The sequence below is a fragment of the Paenibacillus sp. FSL K6-1558 genome, assembly GCF_038002565.1.
Lineage (GTDB): Bacteria > Bacillota > Bacilli > Paenibacillales > Paenibacillaceae > Paenibacillus > Paenibacillus polysaccharolyticus.
In genome coordinates this window covers 4,857,921-4,883,131 of sequence record NZ_JBBOCV010000001.1, presented here as the reverse complement: position 1 = coordinate 4,883,131, position 25,211 = coordinate 4,857,921, and the positions used below count along the sequence as shown (strand labels likewise).

The window sequence follows — 25,211 nt, the reverse complement described above, 5'->3', positions numbered from 1 at the left end:
TCTCCTTTTATATCATTTATTTTTCAATTCTTTCTGGAAGATTTCAACTAAACCTAGTAAATAGGGATCAGAAAACAGATTCCAATGATCTCCTGGAGTATCTATAATAGTTACTTTTCCTCGGGTCATCTTTTCCCAGTACGATTGAGTGAATCTTACCCATACCGAATCATTTGCTTTGATTGCTAAAATATCACTTTCAATTTTGGACCTGATTTTATACTTTTTTTCAATATATCTGAAGTTTTCTTGAACAGTCATTTGTGGGAAGTTACTTATATTTTTTTTAGAATGTTTTAGATAATAGTCGTGAGTCCAACTATTCGGTGATTTCTGAAATCTTCGAAGCATGGATCGTTTTACCACTTTATATGGTCTCGACAAAACAGAACGGAGCCACACATATTTAAGCTGGTTATCATTTAACCATGGCTGCTCATCGATAACAATCAGCTTTTCAACAGTTTCCCCCATATTCTCTAACATTTGCACAAGGCTATACGCAAACATAATTCCGAAGCAATGTCCCCCAATAATATAAGGCCCCTTAGGCTGCACCTGTTTAATCTCATGCATATAGAATGACACTAATTCATCCAGGTTCTGAGGCAATGAAGACCCTTCAATTAATCCTTTGCCCTGCACAGCATAAAAATTGCAATCCTGTTCAAGGCGCTTAGCTAATTCTTTATATCCGAATACTGTGCCATCAAGGCTGTGAAGAATAAAAATATTTTTTTTCTCACTTGAAACCCGATTCATTCTAACTACACATTCCATATGCGAGAACATGCCTTCCATCTCAATACTACTCGCTAAAGCAGATATCGTCGGATTGGAAAACAACTCGCCCAGTGAGATATTCACCTGGAATTCTTTTTTAATTTCACTCACAATCTTGAGAGAATTGATGGAATTACCACCAATCTCGAAGAAATTATAGTTAGTACCAATTTCTTTAATGTTCAGGACACGTTCCCAGATATGCACCAGCTTCTGCTCAACTTCGGTATTGGGTGCCTGATATTCAACACCAAGGTTCTGAACTGCTTGAGGCCTAGGAAGCGATTTGCGATCAACTTTCCCTGTTGGTGTAAGTGGTATATGTTCTAATTGAACAAAGTAAGATGGAACCATATACTCAGGCAGATTAGCGGACAGATGTTCTCTTAATTCAGGAACAGTAAGTTCTCTGTTGGCAACAATATAAGCACACAACAAGGCGTCCCCGCCTTTTTCTTCTTGGGCTGTTACAATAGCCTCACGAATATCGTCGTGTTTTAATAGCACATTCTCAATTTCTTCAGGTTCGATTCGAAATCCACGAATCTTGACCTGATGGTCAGCCCTGCCTATTAAATCCAAGTTGCCTCCATGCATCATCTTGCCCACGTCTCCCGTTTTGTAAATGATATCCTGAGGATTATCCGTAAACGGATTTTTCATGAAGACGGATGCAGTCAAATCACGGTCTTTGTAATAACCTGAAGATATGTAGGGTGTCCGAATGTAGATATTTCCTATGTTTCCCTCAGGACAAATCTGCATGTCACTGGTTAGAATCATCACATTTGTATCTGAAATAGGTCGTCCCACAGGAATCGTGATGCGATTGGCATCCTCTTCCTGTACTCTGTAGAAAAATTTTGCTAGCGTTGTTTCAGTTGGACCATACATATTCACCAGTTGTATTCTACTTCCAAATAATTCTATAAACGGTTTTACATCGCTTCCTCTCAGCATTTCACCAGCTAGAAGGATATAACGCAGATCCTTTAACCTATTTGAGTCTTTAATCTCTGTAGTTAAAGACCGAAATAGTGTGGGAACGAGATGCATCAAATGAACCTTATTCTGCTCCAGCCATTGTAAGAGATATGACGAGTCAGCAATCATCTCTCTACTATCAGGGATACAGAGTGTTGCACCGGAACACAAAGGGACAAATACATCTCTTAAAAATGGATCAAACGAAGGTGAGGTCAGTAGACTAATCCTAAAACTCTGATCCACACCAAATTCCTTGATCTCCCAATCAATAAAATGTTTCAGACTTCGGTGTCTTCCTAGGATCGCTTTCGGATTGCCCGTAGATCCAGAAGTGAAAATAATATAGCCATTTTTGTTTTCCTCAACTACAGTCATCTCTTGATCATGTTCAGCATTCGAATTCATGATAACTACGTTGATATGATCATAGCCTTTTCTAACCATCTCTTTATTATCTAGGAGGAGAACGTTAATTTTCCTGTTTGCATCCTTCATAATCAATTCGATCTTATCCAACCATTCAGTATCAGTAATCAGCCACTCACACTCCACTTTATTTATCATGTATTGGAGTCGCTTTTCAGGGAAGGAGGGATCCATTGGTGCATATATTAAACCGGCTTTGAATATTCCAAGAATGGATGAAACGAGAGTAATGCTGTTATCCAGCATTACTCCGATATTTTTTTGCTTTCCTACCTTCTCTCGCAAAAAATTTGAGATCAAATTCGACTGGTGCTCTAATTCAGCATAAGTGACCTTCCTGGTACCCCACTCGATTGCAATGTGATCAGGTGTATTACTTGCTACATAACTTACTGTCTCATGAACGTTTTTCAATTTTACGGTTGCTATTGATGTCATAGATTGTAGCCCCCCGCTTCAAATAGTCAGAAGAAATCATCATTATCAAATGCGTCGTCGAATTCCTCCAGAAATACATTCGGGCTCTCTTTTGGCGATAGGAAGACCCTACTAATCGGAATTTCGTTTTGTTCAACTACAACTTCAAGTACTGTTTTGAATCCTTCAGTCAAGTTCAGCATCATTGACTCATCGATGCTATTATTGAACAAGTAGTCCAATGTAATACTGTCCTCTGTCTCGGCCGCATAGAGTGTTAATCCATATTTTGGCTCTAACTCGTCAAATGTGAATGGCTGAACGTTAAACCCTTCAAAAGACCATACCTCGGCATCTTTTAGCGGTAAATAATTAAACAAGATTGAAAATAAAGATTCGTAACGAAAGTTTAATAGTTCCTTGGCATCAGCATATAGCGACTCATACGGATAATCTTGATGTTCCTGACCTTCCATCAATTTATTCTGTAGTTGGTGTAAATAATCAATGAATGTCTCCGCATGATGAAGGCTAGAACTGATCAACATCAGATTAAGGAATACTCCCGGCATATACTCTGTCTCTTCTCGTCTTCTACCTGCTACCGTTACGCCTAATGTAAGTTCACTTCGATCCATAACTCGTAGTAATGCCATCTGGAAAACACCCAATATAAAAACGGAACGAGTTATCTCATGTTTATGACAAAATTTATTTACATGTCCTATCCATTCAGATTCAATCACCATTTGTTTTACTATGCCCTTTGGTCGTTGTCCGACAGATGCCCTGGCAGCAGGTAACTCAGTATAAACAAAATCTCTAAGACTATCGATCCAGTACTTTCTGGATGCCTTAATCTCTTCCGATTGCATTAAAAGGTTATGCCAGACAGCATAATCCTTATAATGAAGTTTTGGGTCATCCAGTTCGATTCCTCCGTACAAACTAGCAAATTCCTGTAACATAATTGATAATGATATTCCATCCGATACAATATGGTGCACATCGAACAACATCAAATGCCTATTTTCTTCAAAAGTAATCAAAGCTGCTCTAAACAAAGGTGCAGCGGTTAAATCAAAAGGTTTAATGAAATGTAACGCACGTTCTCTAAGTTCTTCTTCTGTCCCTTTTAAGAATTGGATATCCGTGTCAACATGAGATTGAACAATCTGCACAGGTTCACCATCATTTAGATCAAACGAAGTTCTTAATATCTCATGCCGTTCGACCAGTTTCTTCACTGCATTCTCAAACTTCAATATATCCATTTCCCCTTCAAGAATCATTCCTGATGGCATATTGTATGCTGTGGAATGTTCATTCATCTTCCACATGATATAAATTCGTTTCTGAGATGAGGATACTGGATAATATGGCATGATCTCCGCAGACTGGATTGAAATATGCGGATTGTATTCAGCTGCCTGAATGAATGTTGTTAATTCTTGAATTGTAGGATGCCTGAATAGTTTAGCCAAAGGAACAACTGTATTTAATTCCTTGTGTATTTTGGATATAAGGATAGTTGCTTTCAACGAATGTCCACCTAATTCGAAGAAGTTATGATGGATGCCGATACCTGTTACATCAAGAACCTGTTCCCACATCTGTACTAAAATTTTTTGAGTCTCGTTAACTGGTGCAGTGTACTCGATACTCAGGCTCTGTAAGTTCTCTGGTTCCGGTAAAACTTTACTATTTACTTTTCCGTTAGAAGTTAATGGAAACTCCTCGATTCGCATGAAACGCGTAGGGATCATATACTCGGGAAGCTCCTTCGAAAGATATCTCTTTATCGCTTTAAGGTCGAGTTCCCCATCTGAAATCACGTAAGCACAAAGATACTTGCTTCCGGTCTTATCTATGCGATCAATGACTACCACTTCATTAATCCCAACATATTTCAGCAATTTCTCTTCAATCTCCCCTGGTTCAACTCGATATCCCCTAAGCTTGATTTGATTATCTTGACGCCCTAAAAATATGATGTCTCCGTCACTTGTCCAGGTTCCTAAGTCACCCGTTCTATAAATGACCTCACCAGGAGATATAGGATTATCTGAAAACTTTTTGGCTGTAAGTTCCTGATTGTTCAGATATCCGCGGGCAAGCCCATCTCCTGCAATACATAATTCTCCTGGAACCCCGATGGGGGAAATATTGTTATCCTTATCCAAAATGTAAACTCTTGTGTTTGCGATAGGCTTGCCGATCGTCGTAGACCACGGATTACATATTGCTACGATCGAATCTACTGTCGCTTCGGTAGGACCATAATGATTAGTTAATTGATAACCTTTGGAAAGAATATCTAGTTTAAGAGTATCGTCCAGCTTATCACCCGCAACAATAACAATATCTAGACTTTCAGGCTTCTCATCATAGCTCAAGAGCTCTTTCAACGTAACCGGTACAAACTGAGCGATCTGAATACTATTTTCCTTCACGAAATGAAGGAATGCCCTCCGATCAAGTGCCTGATCCTTCTCAAGAATAAATATCGTAGCCCCATATATAAGTGGTGGAAAAATTTCGACGATCGAAGCATCGAACGATACATTAGCCATATGAACAATATTCCGATGAAGTGACAAGTCGAACATTTCATGATAGTACATGGACAAATTATGAACGCTCTGATGTGTGATCATAACACCTTTCGGATTTCCAGTAGATCCTGATGTATACATGATATACGCTAAATCTTGTGCCTCATTTACGTTCTCAAGGTTATGAGAGACTCCCTTGTACAACGATTCGTCATCAAGATTTATTACTGCTCCATTATAATCATCTGGTGCCATCGTAATTCCCGTCGTCATCAAGAGCTTGGCTCTACTGTCCTTCAACATATAATTCTTACGTTCCTCTGGATAATCAGGATCAATAGGCATATAAGCTGCCCCCGCTTTTAGCACAGCAAGTATGGCTACAATGATGTCTATAGAACGCCCCGCCAGAATTCCAACGATATCATTTCTTGCTATTCCTTTATCTTTGAGAATATGCGCAACCTGATTTGCTCTCTTGTTTAACTGGTCGTAAGAAATTTTGACATCACCATAAACTAATGAAATTTCAAGAGGATTCAGCAATGAGCGCTTTTCGAACAGTGCATGCAATGTCTGTTCGCGATCGTAACTTCTCTCAGTTCTGTTAAACTCATGCAATATTCGGCTTGTTTCCTCTATTGTTAGCATGTTAAGTTCTTGAATCTTAATTTCAGAACGTTCAACTATTTCCTTAAGGATATTTACATAATGTTTCGCAAGGTTTCCTATCATTGTCTTGGAAAACAAGTCAGTACAGTATTCTATGCTAATTGACACTACATCTGGCTGTTCTAAAATATCCATAGATAAATCGTATTTCGCTGTACGACTCTCAAAATTGTGAAAATTAAGTTTCAAGTCTTCACCCATTGAAAAAACATCTTGAGTGATACTTTGTAAAGCAAAAACCACATCAAATAATGGATTTCTACTCAAATCTCTTTGCAAATGAAGTTGTTCAACCAGATCATCAAACGAATAATTTTGATTGTCATAAGCTGCAAGTGCAGTCAGTTTACATTCTTGGAGCAACTGGTTAAACGTTTGCCCACCAGATACTTTATTTCGTAGTGGTAGCATATTAACAAACATTCCAACAGTATTTTTTAATTCTTCCTGATCTCTTCCCGCGATAGGCGTCCCAATAACGAACTCTTCCTGACCGGTATATTTATACAACAAGACATAAAATGCTGACATCATAAGCATATGAAGCGTCGCTCCATTGTCAGTTGCAAACCTCTTCAAAGATAAACTTAGCTGTTGGTCAAGCTGGAGGTCTATGCTAGCCCCATTATAGCTCTGGATTGCAGGACGTACTCCTTCCGTTTGCATATCCAATACAGGGATATCTCTCGAAAAAAGCTCAAGCCAATACTCCCTTTGCTCAGCTATAGCTTCCTTATATTCACTACTGTTTTGCCATACAGCATAATCCTTATATTGAATACCAATTTCGGGTAACAACAGCCCTTGATACAAGCTACAAAACTCTTGAATTAGAATATTCATAGACAAACCATCCGAGATGATATGGTGCATATCCATCAGTAACATATGCTCATTGTCTGCAATTTTTACCAACCCGACTCTTAATAATGGGGCCTCAGACAGATCAAATGGCCGGACAAATGCTCTCTGAATTTCATGAATATGTCGTCCCGAATCTGTCAGAATGTCAATGGAACTAACTACATCTGTATGGATTCTCTGAACAATCTGATCGTCTACTATATCAAAAGTTGTACGCAATCCTTCATGTCGATCTATGAGCTTCTGAACTGCTTCCTTCAAACTGGTCATATTAAGGATACCCTTTAGAGACAATGCGACAGGCATATTGTAACTGGTATCTACTCCATTAAATTGGCACATCATGTATAATCTTTTTTGCGCGGAAGATACGGGATAATAATCCCTGAACTCTGCAGACTGAATGGGATTATAGGAAACACGCTTCTGGCTCTCAATATATTCAGCTAGCTGTTTAACAGTGGGGCTATTGAACATTTCACTCAATGGAATTTCAACCCTCAGCTGTTTGCGTACTTTGGATACCACAGCTGCAGCGCTTAAAGAGTTACCTCCGATTTCAAAAAAGTTGTCACACGCACCGATGGCATGCCCCGGTCCCATAATTTGATTCCATATTTCCGCAATTTTTATTTCAAGAAGAGTTGATGGGGCAATATATGGCGTTTGTGTAACGACTTCTTTGTCTAACACCGGAAGTGCCTTGCGATCTACTTTCCCATTCAGACTCAATGGAATGTTTTCAAGTTGCAGCATAAAACTCGGCACCATATAATCCGGAAGCTTCTTTAAGAGATATGTCCGTAGTTCGCTAATTGTTACCTCAGAAGAAACAGTAAAGTAAGCACATAGATATGGATTTCCTGCACGACTTCTTGCCACCACTACTGCTTCTTTGATTTGAGGATGTTGAACCAATTTCCTTTCAATTTCCTCTAACTCAATCCGAATCCCACGAATTTTGACTTGGTCATCAAGTCTTCCTAAATATGCGATCTCCCCATCAGGTAACCATTTAGCCATATCCCCGGTCTTATACATTCTGCTACCTGGCACATAGGGATTGAGTACAAATTTCTCTGCCGTAAGTTCAGTGCGATTCAGATAACCTCTTGCAAGGCCAGTGCCGCCAATGCATAGTTCTCCTGGAACCCCAATTGGTTTTAACTTATCCTCTGCATCAACAATATAGATTTGAATATTATCAATCGGTTTGCCAATGGGGACATTCTCCAGATCATCTCTCATTGAACAATCAAAATAGGTTACATCAATCGCCGCTTCCGTCGGTCCATAGAGATTAATCAGTTTGACCCCTATACTATCGCAAAGAAGTTCATTGAATTTAATTGCTTGTTTTCCGCTCAGTGCCTCTCCGCTAGTAAAAACTTGACGAAGACTTGTTAATTTGTTAACCGTCTCTGGCCTTTCAATTTCTTCAAGGAAGATTCCTAACATTGATGGTACGAAATGCATTGTGGTAATCTGATGATGATCAATACACTCAATGATTGCAGCAGGATCCTTTTCACCTCCGGGTTGTAGGAAACATACTTGAGCGCCTGTAATCGCCCACCAGAACATCTCCCATACTGACACGTCAAAAGTAAATGGAGTTTTTTGCATAATAATATCCTGTTCACCGATAGGATATTTCTTTTGCTGCCATAGAATTCGGTTCACCAAAGCTTGGTGTTCAATAATAACTCCCTTGGGTTGACCTGTAGACCCAGAAGTGTAGATGATATAAGCCGGATCTTGGGAAGTTCCCACACGAACCAGATTTGAGCTGTCACCTTGATATAAAGTTGAATCATTTAAACTCATCACTTTTAAATGGCACGCACTAAACTGAGCCATCCATATTTCTTGCGTCAATAAAATCTTAGAATTACTATCTTCTAGCATGAATTGAATACGTTCCAGCGGATAATGAGGATCAATTGGAAGATAAGCCCCTCCCGCTTTAACAATAGCCATAATAGCTACAATCATCTCAATTGAGCGTTCAGCGATTAATGCTACGACATCATCTCTTCCTATCCCATTATCCCTAAGCAATCTGGCCAATTGGTTGGATCGTTCGTGAAGTTCTTGATATGTTAGACTTTCATCACCAAACACGACAGCAATCCGCTCAGGTATTCTTTCTGCCTGCTCTTTGAACAATTCATGAATCATGATATCCTTCGGAAATTCAGCTTCTGTGTTATTGAAACCAAATAACAGTTGCTCTCTCTCATCAGATGATAACAGTTCGATCTCTGCAATTTTTAATTCAGAATGATCAACAATTTGTTCAAGAATGCATATAAAATGCTTACTAAAACGTTCCATTGTCTCATCCCTGAATAACTTCGTACTGTATTCCAAAAGAAATTGAACAACACCCTCGTTCTCCTCAACGTTAAGTGCAAGATCAAACTTCACTGCTTGGTGATCCACACGAAGGGGCTCGAACTGGAGTCCTTTAACTTCAAGCTTTTTCATATTCATATTTTGGAGTACGAACAAGACATCGAATAAGGGGTTCCTTCCCTTATCTCTTGGTATGTTCAGTTTCTCCACTAACTGTTCAAATGGATAGTCAGCGTTCTCCAGAGCTGTTAATGTCGTCTCTTCGACTTCACGAAGAAAATTCAAAAACGTCTTTTCACCGCAAGGCTTACTACGCATAGCAAGTGTATTCACAAACATCCCCAGCATAGATTTCACATTCGCATGTGATCTGCCAGCAATCGGAGAGCCGACAATAATGTCCTCTTGACTAGTATATTTATGGAGTAGCACATTAAAACTTGCTAGCAAGACCATGTAGAGCGTTGCACCCGTCTGTCTAACGAAAATGTTCAATCGGTCTGATAGCATTCTGTCTAGTTCAAACGAAAACCGCTTTCCCTGGAAACTTTGCATAGCTGGGCGAACATAGTCCGTTGGCAAATTCAGAACTGGAATTTCCCCGGCATATGTATCAAGCCAATATTGCTCTTGTTGTTGAATTCTATCACTCTCAAGTAACATGTTCTGCCAATATGCAAAATCTTTGTACTGAATACGACAAGGTGATAGCTCAATTCCCTCATACAATTGGATAAATTCCTCTATTAAAATGCCCATGGAGGTTCCGTCTGTTATCATATGATGCATATCAAACAGCAAAAGGTGTCTATCCTCTCGAATGTTAGCTATCCCTGCCTTTATTAAGGGAGCACTATGAACATTGAAAGGATGAATAAACCTTCTAAGAGTCTCTTCAATATATTCTTCCTTCGTCTCTAGTCGTTCTACTCTAAAATCAACTTTCTCGTGTACAATCTGTACGACCTTCCCATAAACCATTTCAAAAGATGTCCGCAACAGTTCATGTCTTTGAACCAATTGCTGGATAACCCGTTCAACTCTAGTATGATCCAGATTCCCTTTCACTATAAAGGCTGCTGGGACGTTATAGCTTACGCCAACTCCATCTAATTGACTAAGAACATACAACCTAGTTTGTCCTGCGGAAGCTGCATAGTAAGCGGCTTTTTCCAAGGGTTCGATAGGAACATATTGATTCAACTTCGTAGACGCAACAATATACTCTGCAAGCTGCTCAATAGTGGGGCTCTTGAACAACTCTCGCAGCGGCATCTCAACTTCAAATTCCTTATGAATTTGAGCCATTAATAACGTTGCGTTCAGGGAATGTCCTCCACATTCAAAGAAATTATGAGTTACTCCAATCTCCTCAAATCCTAAGAGTTCTTGCCATATACTGATTAGTTTCTCTTCCACATCATTGGAAGGAGCCTTATATCTTCCTTGCATTATTAGATTTTCCTCAATCTCCGGTAATGCATCGATATCAATCTTACCGCTGACTTTTAGAGGCAAGGTGTCCATAACGACAAAATAAGCAGGAATCATGTAACTTGGCAATTCTAATGATAGAAACTCTCGAATCACAGTCGTCTTTACTGTAGTATCCGCTGTTAGATATGCGCAAAGCTGTTTATTGGTTTCGCTGCCTTTAGGAACTACAACAACCGCTTTGACACCCTCATAGTTGAGAATCCGTTTCTCAATTTCAGGAATCTCAACAAGATATCCACGTATTTTCACTTGAGTGTCCATTCTGCCCATGAACTCTATGTTTCCATCAACCAGCCAACGCCCACGATCCCCTGAGCGGTACAACTTGATATCTGTCAACTCTCCAGACTGTTCCAAAGGAATAGATATGAACTTCTCTTCATTTAACTCTGGATTATTTAAATATCCCCTAGCTAAACCATCTCCACCAATATAAAGCTCACCAGGGACACCGATAGGACAAGGCATTTGATTCTTATCTACAATGTACACGCTAGTATTACTTATAGGCCTTCCAATCGGAATTGGTCCTTTAACGTAGCTTTCGATGGAGAAACATGTAGTAAATGTTGTATTTTCCGTCGGGCCATATCCATTAATAATCGTGACATTTTTACATTGATTTTTTACGGCTTGAATATGTGCAGGTGATAACACGTCACCACCAATCAACAAATATTTAAGCGTCTCAAACATCTCCGGTTTTGCTGAAGAAAGTTGATTAAATAAAGGGGCTGTTAACCACATCATATTTATCTCCAACGCAACTATCGCTTCATGCAATTTACGAGAAGACAAAATTACGTCCTCATCAACAAGACATAATTGTAATCCGTTTAAAAGAGCTCCCCATACTTCGAAAGTAGAAGCATCGAATACAAGTGATCCCGTCTGAAGAATTTTATCTCCCGCTTCAAAGGTAATATAATTCGTGTTTTTCACAAGTCTAATAACGCTTCTATGCTCAATCATTGTCCCCTTCGGTCTCCCTGTGGAACCCGAAGTATAGATTATATAAGCTAGATCCGATGACATATTGGTTCCCACAACAGGGTCTGCTTCCGAATTCCAAAGACGCTCATTTTCCCGACTTATATCCAGCCATTCTCCTGAATAACCAATATCTAAAGGTTGTTTGTTAGTTGTTAAGAGCAGTACACTTCTACTGTCTTCAATCATGTATTGTATACGATGTTCAGGATATTGCGAGTCTATTGGCATGTAAGCCCCACCCGACTTCACAATGGCAAGGATACCTATAATCATTTCCGGAGTGCGTTCCGCCAACACAGCGACAATGTCCTCCCGACCTACACCTCTCGATCTGAGTTCACAAGAAAGAATGTTAACCTTATCATTCAACTCTCTATATGTTAGCTGATAATTTTCATGTATAATCGCGCATTGATCCGGTGTTCGTTCGACCTGTTCTTCGAATAACTGACCTAAAGTCTTGTCTTTAGGATACACACTACGCGTATTATTAAAATCAAATAAAACTTGCTTTTCCTCAGAAAATGACATAATTTTCATCTCAGCTAGACGCTGGTTCAAAGATGTAGGGATATTTTGTAATAAATTCAGGAAGTGCTGTGCCATCCTTTCAACCGTAGGTCTATTAAAGAGATTAATACCATACTCGAATCGGAATAATATGCTACCTTTTTCTTCTTGGGCACTCAACGTTAGATCAAATTTGGAGATATTAGATTCGTAATCATATAATTGAAATGAAAGCCCATCTAAATCAATAGTGATGTTCTCTGTATTTTGAAGCACAAACATGGTATCAAACAACGGATTTCTACTGATTTCCCTAGTTTGTACTGTTTTTTCAACGAGAAGCTCAAAAGGATAATCCTGATTCTCGAATGCTAGCAGAGACTGTTGTTTTACCTGTTGAAGGAACTGCCCAAATGTTAATTCAGCCCGAGCGTGATTACGCATCGGAAGCGTGTTAACGAACATGCCCAAAATACGATCAGTCCCCGCATGATGCCGTCCTGCCACAGGCGATCCGATTATAATATCATCTTGTCCTGAATATTTGGAGAGTAAAAGATGATATGCGGCTAACAACACCATGTAGAGCGTCGTGCCAGTTTTATTCGCCAGAGAGAGTATCGCTTCAGCATCTCTTGCTTTTAACTCAAAAGTGAAGCTATCTCCCTCAAAACTTTGTGAAGTTGGTCGAACCCTATCCAAAGGCAATTCTAGAGTCGGTACGCCCCCTTTGAATGTATCCAACCAATATTTTTCCTGATTTAGGAATGCTTTTGATTCTATCATGGTATTTTGCCATACAGAATAATCTTTGTATTGTATTGCAAGTTCAGGGAGTTCGTTCCCCTTATAAATATCAATAAAATCCTGTATGAGAATATTCATTGAAACACCATCTGAGATGATATGATGCATATCAAGCAGCAATACATACTTCTCCGATTCAGATTCAATCAGTCGGCATCTAATCAACGGAGCTTGACTCAGATCAAATGGTTTTACAAATTGTTGCATAACTTTCGGAATTTCAAAATCATGCATTTTTACATGCTCCAGTTGAAATTCAGCATCGGGATGGACTTCTTGTACAATCTCGCCATTCTTCACCAAAAATGAAGTACGAAGGGCTTCATGCCTTTGTATCAAACGTTGTAGTGCAGTCTGCAGATGCTCACGATCCAGCCTGCCTTGTATGACTACTGTGCCTGACATGTTATAGTTCATAGAGCCATTTTCCAACTGGTTCAGAATATAAAGTCTTTTTTGAGCCGAGGAAACTGAATAATGATCCCTTATTCCTACAGGTTGTAGTTCGATATAACGACTTGTATCTAATTGTTCAATCATACTTGCCAATTCCCGAATCGTTGGATACTCAAAAATGTAACTTAACGGGATCTTTACATCCGTTTCTTTATGAATTCTAGATACAACTGACGTCGCTCGTAATGAATGTCCACCCATTTCAAAGAAATTGTAGTCAATTCCTACTTGTTGAATATTAAGTACCTGCTGCCATATTGCTACCAACTTTTCTTCTAGCATGGTAGACGGTGGTGTGTATTCAGTCGCTATTGTCGAAGTTGTATCGGGGTCCGGTAATACCTTACGGTCTAGTTTCCCATTAGATGATAAAGGAAGATGCTTTAATCGAACGATAAAACTAGGAATACTGTAGCTAGGCAAATTTGCAGCTAAATGTTTCTTAATATCCGTAATCAATACATCGTTGTCAGCTGTAAAATATGCACACAAGTAAGTACTGCCGCTCTCATCTGTTTTTGGAACAACCACTGCTTCCTTTATAGCCGGATAAACTGTAAGTTGCTTTTCGATCTCTCCTAGCTCAATTCTGACTCCACGAATCTTTACCTGATGATCCATTCTGCCAAGGTACTCAATATTACCATCTGGCAACCAACGTGCGAGATCCCCTGTTTTGTACATTTTCTTACCCGATACGAACGGGTTATCTACAAATTTTTCGGATGTCAATTCAGTTCGGTTCAAATATCCTCTCGCAAGGCCATCTCCAGCAATACAAAGTTCTCCCGTTATACCTACAGGCTGCAGTTTTCCAACCTGATCCAAAATATATAACTGAATATTATCTATTGGCTTTCCAATTGGAATGAGTTCCATACGATTATCTGCAGAACAATTATAATAAGATACATCAATAGTAGCCTCTGTCGGTCCATATAAATTTATTAATTCTACCTGCATTGTTTCATGTAAATAATCATTAAATTTCTTCGCCTGACTCACTCCAAGTGCTTCCCCACTGCAGAATACTCGTTTCAGACTGGAAATCATCTCTACTTCATCCATCACTTGAACATAATCTAGAAAACTGTTTAACATCGACGGTACGAAGTGCATCGTACTTACATTGTGTTGATGAATGCATTTTATAATCGCGTGTGGATCTTTTTCACCGCTTGGCTCCAAGAAACATACACTCGCACCATTCACCGTCCACCAAAACATTTCCCACACAGATACATCAAAAGTAAATGGGGTTTTCTGCATAATTACGTCAGACTCATTAATCGGATATTGTTTCTGCATCCAGTTTATCCGATTAACAAGAGAATAATGAGCAATCATCGCTCCCTTAGGCTTTCCAGTAGAACCCGAAGTGTAAATAACATAAGCCAAATCCTCTGAGGAGCCCATACGTTCCAGATTGGAGTATTCACCCTCATACCACTTGGGATCATCAGCATTTATCATCTGAATATTGAGAGTGTGACGCTCTACCAAATGCTTTTGTGTTAATAGCATCTTTGCTCCGCTGTCCTCAAGAATAAACTGGATACGATCCTGCGGATATTCTGGATCAATCGGCAAATAAGCACCGCCTGCCTTGACAATAGCCATAATAGCTGTAATCATCGTCAGTGATCGTTCAGCCATCAACGCCACGATCGAATCTCTTCCAACCCCCATGCTTCTCAGTTTCCGAGCAAGCTGATTGGAGCGTTCGTTAAGTTGCCTATAAGTCACCCTAGAATTACCATAGACAGCTGCTACATGATCTGGGGTCTTCTTTACTTGATTTTCAAACAGTTCATGAATCATCGCAAAATTAGGATAATCAGCTGTAGTTGAGTTAAACTCTATACTTAATTGCTTCTCTTCCTCTTTAGTCAACAGATCAATCTGAGTGATCGGCAAATTATAGTTCCAAATCATCTGTTCTAATATATTCACATAGTGCATAGACATCCTCTGAATCATTGCTTCGTCAAACAAATCACTCATATATGAGAATGTTAATCTTATTTCATCAAAAAGTTCAATTTCGACTGTAAGGTCAAAATTGGTTTGTTCAAATATGGAGTAGTCAGTTACCCTTAGTCCATCTTCCGATTTCATCATAGTCTTTTCAAGGGGGTAATTTTCAATGACTAGTATTGAATCAAACAAAGACTCTTGAATCCCAACTTCACTGCAAGCCTTAATATCTACAATAGAAGTACTTTCGTATTGCTCCCTCTCATAAATACCTGCCTCCACTCGTTTCAAAAGATCCTGGACACTATCGTTTAGCTCTGTTTTCACCCGTAGCGGAGGGGTGTTAATGAAAAGTCCAACCATATTATCAACACCTTCAACAGAGGCACTTCTCCCAGATACTGTCGTTCCGAGAACAGCATCCCATGTGTTACTATATCGCTGTAGTAAAATTCCCCATGCAGTATATAATAACGTTGCTGAGGTTGTCTTTAACTCCCTTACCGTTTGTGCCATCCGCTCTTTGAATTCATTTGGTAACGTCAAAGGGTAACTATGTGGATCAGTGACTTTTTTTGAAAATCTGCTACGCTTCGGCAAAAGATTTTTGGTGTCAAACCCTTTCAAGTACGAATCCCAAAATTTTTTTTGTTCCATACTGTCCTGCTGGCGATGCCACTCTATAAACTGTTTATACTTATTTTTTGTAATAATTCTAAATTCTTGTCCAGTTCGAAGCTGACCATAAAACCGGAAAAATTCTTTCAGCAAAATCCCGTTACTCCAACCATCCAGTATAATATGATGATTGGTTATTATCATTTGATAATGACCAACCTCCAACTTACAAAGTATAATCCGGAATGGTTCACTACTTATATCTATCGGATTAGCACGATCCTCTTCTAAAATAGATTGCAAAAGTCGTTCTCGTTCGTCCTCCCGCTCACTAGAGAGGTCATGCTCTTTTATAGATAGGAAGCATTCTTTCAATACAATTTGTATTGGCGCCGATAACTTATCCCATCGAAACACAGTTCTCAGCATCTCATTTGATTCTGCGACGAGCTGCCATGCTTTTCGGAATAAAGCACTGTCTACGTGACCATCTAAATCTAGAACAAGCTGTTCAAAATATAATTTACTGCCTGGGTGATTCAGGTAATGAAATAACATCCCTTCCTGCACAGGGCTGAGGGGATACATATCTTCTACACTTTCTTTTTGGAGCTTTTTCATTTCTATCATAGGAAAATCCCCCAACTTTATTTTTTGTCAATATTCCTTATAAAACTTGTAAAAACAGGATTTCGACTTAATATTAAGCACAATATTACGATAACTGCTCCAGAAACGATAACGACATACGTCCATGGGATATATTTGAAAATCAAACCATAGAACCAAATACCAATCGGTGTAGATATTAACAATGCCGTCTTCAACATACCAAACACCCGCGCACGTAGATCCTCTGGAATCTCGATTTGAAAGTAACCCAAAATAGGAATATTCTGTACTGTGTTTAGCATACTGATTAAGCCCAGCAGTACAATAAATACACCAGTAATAAGAAACGTGGAGGATTCCTTGAACATCGGAAAAGATGGAAATGACCAACATATTATGATGAAAGCTTGGATTTGCAATAAAATAAAAAACTTTTTGAACATTACGTGGCCTGACTTTAATCTAAATACATAAAGTGCACCAAGGATCGTCCCGACAGCTGCGGCCCCTCTTATTAAAGAAAGTTGAATTGCCGATACATTCATAACATCGTAAGCGATATAAGGTATCCCCAAATACAATAAGGGATTGTAAATAAAGTTTATTAATACAGCTACGAACAACAAAAGCTTTAAAATCTTTTGATCATTAATAAAAATGAATACCGCTTTCAAATCAGACCAATAGCTCTCTTCAGCTTGCCTCTCACCGTGGGATTTACTATCGAAAATGATAAAAATTACTGACAAAGCTCCAATTAAAAAAGTTATGGAGCTTAGAGAAAAAATCATTACCATCCCTAGTTTATTATAGATAATTGCACCTATGACTGGCCCCAGGATATTCATGACCGCCCAAATTCCTTCCAGACTAGCATTAGCCTTTGCAACTCTTTCTTCACCTACAATGTTAGGAATTGAAGAATTACCCGCTAGCCAGAACAGACTTTGAAATGCATTCAACAAGATAACAAGCACCGAAATTATAAAGATACTTTGGAGATTCTGTAAAAATAAAAATAAGAATAGAATGGAGATAAGTGCACTAGACACTTCAGCAAAAATCATAATCTTTTTTTTGTTGTACTTATCTACAAATACACCACCGAACATATTTACAGCAGCCTGCGGAAGGATTGCCAAGGCTAATATTGTAGAGAAAGCCGTTACCGAGCCTGTCAAGTCCAATACATATAAACTCAGAACAAAATCAAACACACTCGTGCCAACTACCGACAAACTTCTTCCAAATAAAAACCACAAAAAATTCTGGTTATATTTAATAGCTTGTTGAGGCTTAGTCTTCATCTGCAACTCTACATTTCCCATGTTCCGCCCCCTGCTCTTATATTTTGGTTAGGAGCACCATCTTCTTTTCTAAAAAGAAGAACTGCAATTCTATATAGAAAATACATTCCAACACCTGCTCCTAACTCAGCAACTGCTATCAGTATAGTTAACGGAGCCCATACCGATACAAACCCCCACCCTACACCATTAAATGCAAATTGAGGAATATAGTAGATTATCCATTCAAAAACGATTAATAAGAGAAGAAAAAATAAAATCATAAAGTTTGTACCGAACTTAGGTGCTACAAATCTTCTTTGTTTATTAATTATCTGTAATATTAACTTCCACATTGCAATCAACAAGGTAATAATAACCAGAGACATGATCACACACACTACAACGGAAACCTTGTCGGTAACTGAATATACATCAGAGATCACTGTATTCACATTTTGTCCCATCAGCATTTTTATAATGTCCTTGGCCGTAGAATACGTATAATCCGAGTTCATGTTAGCAAGCAAGGCCACGCCCAAACCTTCATTCGGCTGTAGAAAGATAGCTGATGAGAAGTTTGGATTATTTCCACCATGGTAGATACGTCTGCCCTGGTCATCGATATACCATCCGTCCCTATACATCCAATCTTCTCCGGTAGCTACATACGCCGGATCATATTGATGCGACTTTAATACTAGAGAGCTGTCAATTTGCCCTTCTCCGAGAAAGCCTAACTGGAATTTTAACCATTTTTCCATTTCTTCCGCGTTACTTAGAATATAACCAGCTGGCGTGTTGCCTCTATAGGTCGGTGCATCGTACAAGCGAGGTTTCAAAAAAAACATTTTGTATCCCTTAGAGACTTCATGTTGTGGAACATCCGATTTAAATAAATAGGTATGATTCATTCCAAGTGGTTTTAGAACATGATCTGTCATATATGCCTCATATGATTGACCTGTCACACGCTGAATAATTAAACCTAAAATATCGTAATTAATTGTTGCATAGGAGAACTCCTTACCGGGGGCGCTTTGTAGCTCTTGCCCCACTAATAACTGTACGGTTTTCTCTAATGCATCATTTTCTGTACTCTTTGGAATCTCATCTATGGTTTCGAAAGCAATCCCGCTTGTATGGTTCAGCAACTGTCTGATCGTAATATCAGCCTTTGCCCCGTTAAAATACATATTGAATTCAGGAATATACATTGTTACTGGGTCTTCAGACCGAACCTTTCCTTCTTGTTCTAATTTTAAAATTGCAAGAGCAGTAAATGCTTTAGTTGTAGAACCAAGTTCAAAGTAGGTACCAGCGTCTACCAATTGTTCAGCTTTCAGATCTTTGAATCCAAAGCCACCTTTATAGAGCAATTTATCTCCCTGAACAATAACAATTGCCGCGCCTGGTATATCTGCCCTTTTCATCTGATCTTCAAAATAGCTAACAACCCGTTCGATCTGTTGCTGTTCTATTTGAAAAGGTTGTGCATTCACGTTAGCGCTATTCATTGACATGTACAAAGTAAAAAAAATGACTATACATAATAGCTTGTTGAGCTTCTTCATTTCACGGCTCTCCTTTTTCTATATCGATGCTATTGTTGTTTAAAATTTAATTTTTTTACAACATCATCGATCACTGAACTGAATCCTGGCAGAAATGTTTTAAAGAAGCCCGTACAATGATGTGCCTTTGCGTATTCTGGATTTTTCATCAAAACAATATGTGCTTTTCTTAGATTATAATGAGGAATATATGCAAAAAGGTGATGTACAATATGATAACTGTCATGATGAGGAGATAAGATGAGTCTTTCTAGCCAATTTCCATAATTGTTTCTACTTGAATATAGGGGGTCTGCCCCTTCCAAACCCGAGTGGTCTGAAAGATCAGACCAAAACCGTATAATGGGGAAAACAGTAACCAGTGTCACAAACCAATACAATATAAGCTGCAACCAGAAATTGAATACAATGGATAGTGTAATTACAGTGAACCAAAATCCCAACTTAATTACATACTCCACCAAGCTTTGTTCTTCTTTAGAAAATAATCTAGCAATGCAGCCTCGAATGTTTTTGAAGATATGCTTGATAATAAAAGAACCGAGAATGTATTTGAACACGAAATCTTTCTTGGATATTGTTGACTGGCTAAGACCAAGAGATTTCAGTTCCGCAGTATCTGGGTCCTTCTCAGTCCATAAGTATTTATGGTGTTTATAATGCGAATTACAATACGCAGTGTAGTTTGTAAATGTAGGGAATGCCACAAAAATGGAAGCTACCCATTTATTCAATTTGCGATTTTTGAATAACATTCCATGACTTGCTTCATGCATGAGATTATCCAACCCCCTCATTCTTCCTCCAATCAATATAATTGAAAGAATATAAACGAGAAGATTAGGATATATCTGTGATACAGTAATGGCGGCAGCAATCAGTAGCCAGTCCAAGGCGATCGAAAAGAAGTTATACCAGTTATTTTTTTCCTGAAGAATTCGTATTTCCTGAAGTATTTCTTTATTGAAAGGAATACCCTTGTAGTATTGGACATCATGAATATCTCTTTCACTTTCATAAGTTATTTGTTGGACAGCCGATTCACTCATATGTCAGGCTCCTAATCCATTTTTTTATTAATATCCTGTCTTACCTATCGAAATAAATCATCCAATTCATCTTGTGAGATATCTAACTTAAAATCGGAAGGAGTGAACTCTTTATTGCTTTTCTCTTCGCAAAAATGGACAATTTCCTGTATTTTTTCTATAAAATTATTTAATAAATCTTGCATAGTTTCAGTGTAAAACCTGTTTTTGCTAAAGGTAATCTCGATATGAAATTTTTGGTTCACTACCATAGCTACTATGTCTATGATTGCAGTAAGATGATTGCTACTCCCAATGTTCAATCCGCAATCTATATTAGTGAGTTGTTGAAAATGGTTGTTAAACGTATTATCAAAATCCCCTAGGTAATTAAATCGAACTCTTTTAGAGGAACTATTTGGAATGGTTTGGTTTATGAATTGTAATATTCCAAAATCAAAGCCCTTGTTAGGTATGTTTTTCAATTGTTCTTTTAAACTCTTCAATTGAAAATCCAATCCCTGATCTTCTACGATAAAATATGCAGGATATATAGTGGTAAACCATCCGACAGTTCTAGACACATCCATTTGTTCATTAATCGTTTCTCTCCCATGTCCTTCTAAATCAATTACAATCAACTCTTGTTGAGTAATTGGCTTTAGCGTTAATAATAGGGCGATAATCAAACCTTCATGGAGAGTAAGTCCGTAAATCTCTTGAATTTTTCGGGAAAAATCATCAAGAGTTTGTTTATTCAACTGCCTTTTCACCATCACTGAAGAACTTATATCATCTGGTCCTTGTTCAAATTCAACAGGAAAATAACTTTCTTTTAATTGAACCTCTCTCCAGTATCCCATTACATTTTCAGAAATCCCTCGACTATAAGCTTTTAACTGGCTGGACCAATCCTTAAATGAATTTGTTTTTAGTGGTAAAGAAATCGTTTCCCCTTGTTCGAATTGTTCCATTAGGGTTATAAAATCCTCGATCAATATTCTCCAAGAAATACCATCAACAGCAAGGTGATGTGCAGTAAGCAAAATCAACTGCTCATCTTCGCCTAATTTGAACATACTTCCTTTGAGTAATGGACCATATTTCAAATCAAAACTTGACTTAACATGAAAACCAAGCTCTTTTATTTTCTTTTCCCTATTCAAATCCGTTTCATTTGAAAGATCAAAATATTCCAAATGACTAATATCGTTCCTAAAATCATTTCGATAAAACCACTCATTTTTGCTCTCATCATAGTTAAGCCGTAACATATCATGATGTTCGATAAGATAATCCATGCATTTCCGAACATGATCGAATTTCACAGCTTTCTTGCATGATAACAAAACAGACTGATTATAATGGTTGACCTCTTTAAAATCTTGTGAAAAGAACCATTGCATAATCGGTGTCATTTCTACAACTCCAGTACATCGATCTTGATCTACTGGACTAACATCCTCTCTTACAGTCATTGCCGCTGCAATTTCTTCAATGTGGCCTTTGCTAAGAATGTCTTTAACAGCGATATAAATATTGAAGTTTTTTAACTTGGAAGCAATTTGAATAGCTTTTATAGAATCCCCGCCAATTTCGTAAAAATCATCATCCATACTAATATCTTGAACTCCAAGAATCTCTTCCATAGCATGGATTAGCTGTTTTTCCTCGTAACTACGGTAACTGATAATATCTTTAACATCTGTATCTTCTATAGGCAATGAATTAAAATCAACTTTCCCATTCACCGTTAATGGTAGCTGTTTTAGAAAAACAAATTTATTTGGAATCATATACGTTGGGAGTTGTTTTAACAGCCAAGTCTTCAAGTCTCCAACATCTAACGCTTCCTCACTGACATAGTAAGCGTAGAGCAGTTTCCCCTTGACGGTTACAACGACATCTTTTATGAGCTTGTAATCCAAAAGAGACTTTTCTATCTCTCCAAGCTCAATACGATATCCTCTCAGCTTTACCTGATTATCTTCCCTTCCGATATACTCAATATTCCCATCAGAAAGATATCTAGCAATATCCCCTGTTTTGTACATTTTCTCTCCTGGTCTGAAAGGATTATCTATAAAGACTCTTTCAGTTAATTCTTGCCTATTCAGATAACCTCTGGCCACACCATCACCCGAGATATAGATTTCACCCAGTAATCCCGTAGGTATCGGACCCAAATACTTATTCAATAAATAAATTTGTGCATTGTCGATTGCTACACCAATTGGAACTGAAGCACGAGTATCTTTCTCTACATCGTACTTATAGATCATACAACCCACAGTAGCTTCTGTTGGCCCGTATTCATTGTAAATTTCGATATCACCACCAAAGCTGTCCACCACTTCTTTAGCGACTGTAACCTTGAGGTTATCCCCTCCCACGATCATTTTCTTTACGGAGGAGCTCCGATTATCCATATCCTTAATCAATATAAGATGCGCTGGTGTAAGCTTAATAAGCGTCGCCAGATTTTCCTTCATAATTTTGTGTAGAATAAACTCTCCGCCATCATCAGCATGAATAGAAATTTGATTACCAGCAATCAAAGGAGTAAAAATTGAAGTTACTGTTAAGTCAAAAGAAATTGAAGAATATAGTGCAAATATTTCATTCTCTCCCGCATACGTTTTGTTAGCCCACCAAATGTAGTTGATTAGATTTTGGTGTTCAATCATAACCCCCTTGGGATTGCCAGTTGACCCTGAAGTATAAATCATATAAACGAGATCATTGGAAGAGCAGCCTCGATCTACATTTTGGCTTTCCTCCGTGTAAACCCCTTCATGTCGGAGATCAAATGTTTGACCTCGAAATTCTAAGCCTGATGGTAATTCATCATTTGTTAACAAGATGATAGCTTCTGAATCCTTCAACATAAAATTCATTCTCTCTACCGGATAAGACGGTTCAATTGGCAAATAAGCTCCACCGGCTTTCAGCACGCCTAACATAGCAATGATAAGCTCGAAGGAATGAGATGCACGGATTGCTACAATTTTCTCTTTCTTCACTCCTTGCTTCTCAAGAAATGACCCCAGTCGGTTAGCTCTGCAGTTTAGCTCTCTGTATGAAAGTGTTTGACCCTCAAAATGCAGAGCCACGTGGTCTGGTGTTTTCTCAACTTGTGCCTCGAAAATCTCATGGACTGTTTTGTCACGTGGATAACTTGCCTCTGTCGCATTCAAGGCATAGATTCGCTCATGAAACTCATCCTCACTACAAAGATGAATATCCTTAATCTGCATTACTGGATCTATCAACATTTGATTTAAAATATGATTCATACTCTCATACATAATTTGAATTTCTTCTTCTGTATATTCGCTAATTTTGTAGTCGAAATTGAGAGTTATTTCATTGTTTGTCCATTCATTTACGATTAATTGCATAGAATAACTCTGATTTTGACCATGATATTCCCTTACTTCAGCCGGCAATCCAGCAACATGCTTAAAGTATTGGGTGTTATAATAATTTACGCAAATTTTGAAAAGACTGTCGTAACCTTTTTTATTCAATCCCAGATCAGCAATTAACAGATCATAGGGATATTTTTGATGTATATAACATCTTTTTAACTCCAGAATTACCGATTTGAAGAGTTCACTTACCGTCCAATCTGGATTTATATTCATTCTTACTGGGACCGTGCTCGTATACATACCAATTGTTTGCTTATCTTCTTTATCAGTCCGATTCATTACAGGAGTACCTAGGACCATATCTTCTAGATTCATTATTTTATGTAAATAAATAAACATCACTGTTATAAATAAAGTGTTTAGTGAAGTACCCTGATCTATAATGAATTTATTGATTTTTGCAGACATCTTTTGACTGATACGATATGACTGACGTTTAGCTTCCAGACTTGTGATACCTTTATATAAAAATAACTCCGGCACATCAATGAATTTCTCATGCCAATATGCTTTATTCTTCAGGAATCGTTCTGAATTAAGATACTTTTTTTCTTTCCCAATGTAATCTACATATGAGTATGAAACTGCAGGTATTTCCTCTTTTCCCTCCAATAAATTGGTATACTGATCACAGATTTCTTGTTGAATAATTGAAGTTGACCAACCATCAGATATTAGGTGATGCAATTTTAACAAAAAACCATATTCTGACTCACTTATTTTATAAATCGCGAGGTAATACAACACTTGATTTTCCAATTCAAATGGTTTATCGAACTGTTTTTGAGCCCAATTCTGCATAACCTTCTTAGGCTCTTCGTAACTACTAAAATCCACGAAGTCAATATTATACTGATTATCCACTTTGATATACTGATAAGGTTTTCCATTCTCCTCACCAAAACGCAAGTGCAATCCTTCATGACTTTGTATGACATTTTGTATTGCCCTAATAAAAAGGTCTGGATTAAGACGGCCATCTATATGTAAGCATCCTCCAATATTATGGAGTGAAGAGTTTGTATGTATTTTTTCAGTGTACCATATACGTTTCTGCGGATGTGTCAAATTCATCTTCATACTTCTACTCCCCTTAACTTCCCTTTTATATTGAATCACGAATTACCCATTGGTCAATTATTGCAGTGCAATAATTATTGTTCGTATTTAGACTTGATTTTCCCCAAAAAAACATATGAAGATATTATTTTCTACTTTGCTATTTTCGAATTAAAGCATGAGAATATCTATCCTAACCCCTTACTGTTTATTGATTCATTAAAAGGAATATTATTACTTTAAATGATATTGTTTTACATAAATAAAGTCAACAAAATTTTACATTTTATAAAAATAT

6 protein-coding genes are annotated in these 25,211 nt (G+C 38.0%); all 6 read right to left on the bottom strand.

Annotation, left to right across the window (positions count from 1 at the left end):
* Positions 1-12 precede the first annotated feature (12 nt).
* Genes MHI38_RS21050 through MHI38_RS21025 form a run of 6 tightly spaced genes read right to left on the bottom strand, consistent with a single transcriptional unit; the run spans position 13 to position 24,934 of the window.
* Positions 13-2,634, bottom strand: a complete 2,622-nt coding sequence (locus tag MHI38_RS21050; protein WP_154891154.1) for an amino acid adenylation domain-containing protein — start codon at positions 2,632-2,634, stop codon at positions 13-15.
* A gap of 26 nt (positions 2,635-2,660) precedes the next feature.
* A complete protein-coding gene (locus tag MHI38_RS21045) occupies positions 2,661-16,550 on the bottom strand; it encodes a non-ribosomal peptide synthetase (protein WP_341181628.1) in 13,890 nt (4,629 codons plus the stop codon).
* A 17-nt stretch (positions 16,551-16,567) separates the two neighbouring features.
* Positions 16,568-17,860, bottom strand: a complete 1,293-nt coding sequence (locus MHI38_RS21040) for an MFS transporter (protein WP_154891152.1) — start codon at positions 17,858-17,860, stop codon at positions 16,568-16,570.
* Positions 17,848-19,392, bottom strand: a complete 1,545-nt coding sequence (locus tag MHI38_RS21035; protein ID WP_154891151.1) for a serine hydrolase domain-containing protein — start codon at positions 19,390-19,392, stop codon at positions 17,848-17,850. Before MHI38_RS21035 ends, MHI38_RS21040 begins: the two co-directional genes overlap by 13 nt.
* A gap of 29 nt (positions 19,393-19,421) precedes the next feature.
* Positions 19,422-20,441: a fatty acid desaturase family protein gene (locus MHI38_RS21030; RefSeq protein WP_341181627.1), complete on the bottom strand. Its 1,020-nt coding sequence runs from the start codon at positions 20,439-20,441 to the stop codon at positions 19,422-19,424.
* Between the two features lie 44 nt (positions 20,442-20,485).
* The gene (locus tag MHI38_RS21025) at positions 20,486-24,934 is read right to left on the bottom strand and encodes a non-ribosomal peptide synthetase (protein ID WP_154891149.1); all 4,449 of its coding nucleotides are present in this window, start codon (positions 24,932-24,934) and stop codon (positions 20,486-20,488) included.
* Between the last annotated feature and the right edge of the window lie 277 nt (positions 24,935-25,211).

What these genes read in the sequence shown, in the direction of transcription:
- MHI38_RS21040 (WP_154891152.1), bottom strand. Translation starts at nt 17,860, where the DNA reads ATGGGAAATGTAGAGTTGCAGATGAAGACTAAGCCTCAACAAGCTATT.
- MHI38_RS21025 (WP_154891149.1), bottom strand. Translation starts at nt 24,934, where the DNA reads ATGAAGATGAATTTGACACATCCGCAGAAACGTATATGGTACACTGAA.
- MHI38_RS21030 (WP_341181627.1), bottom strand. Translation starts at nt 20,441, where the DNA reads ATGAGTGAATCGGCTGTCCAACAAATAACTTATGAAAGTGAAAGAGAT.
- MHI38_RS21035 (WP_154891151.1), bottom strand. Translation starts at nt 19,392, where the DNA reads ATGAAGAAGCTCAACAAGCTATTATGTATAGTCATTTTTTTTACTTTG.
- MHI38_RS21045 (WP_341181628.1), bottom strand. Translation starts at nt 16,550, where the DNA reads ATGATAGAAATGAAAAAGCTCCAAAAAGAAAGTGTAGAAGATATGTAT.
- MHI38_RS21050 (WP_154891154.1), bottom strand. Translation starts at nt 2,634, where the DNA reads ATGACATCAATAGCAACCGTAAAATTGAAAAACGTTCATGAGACAGTA.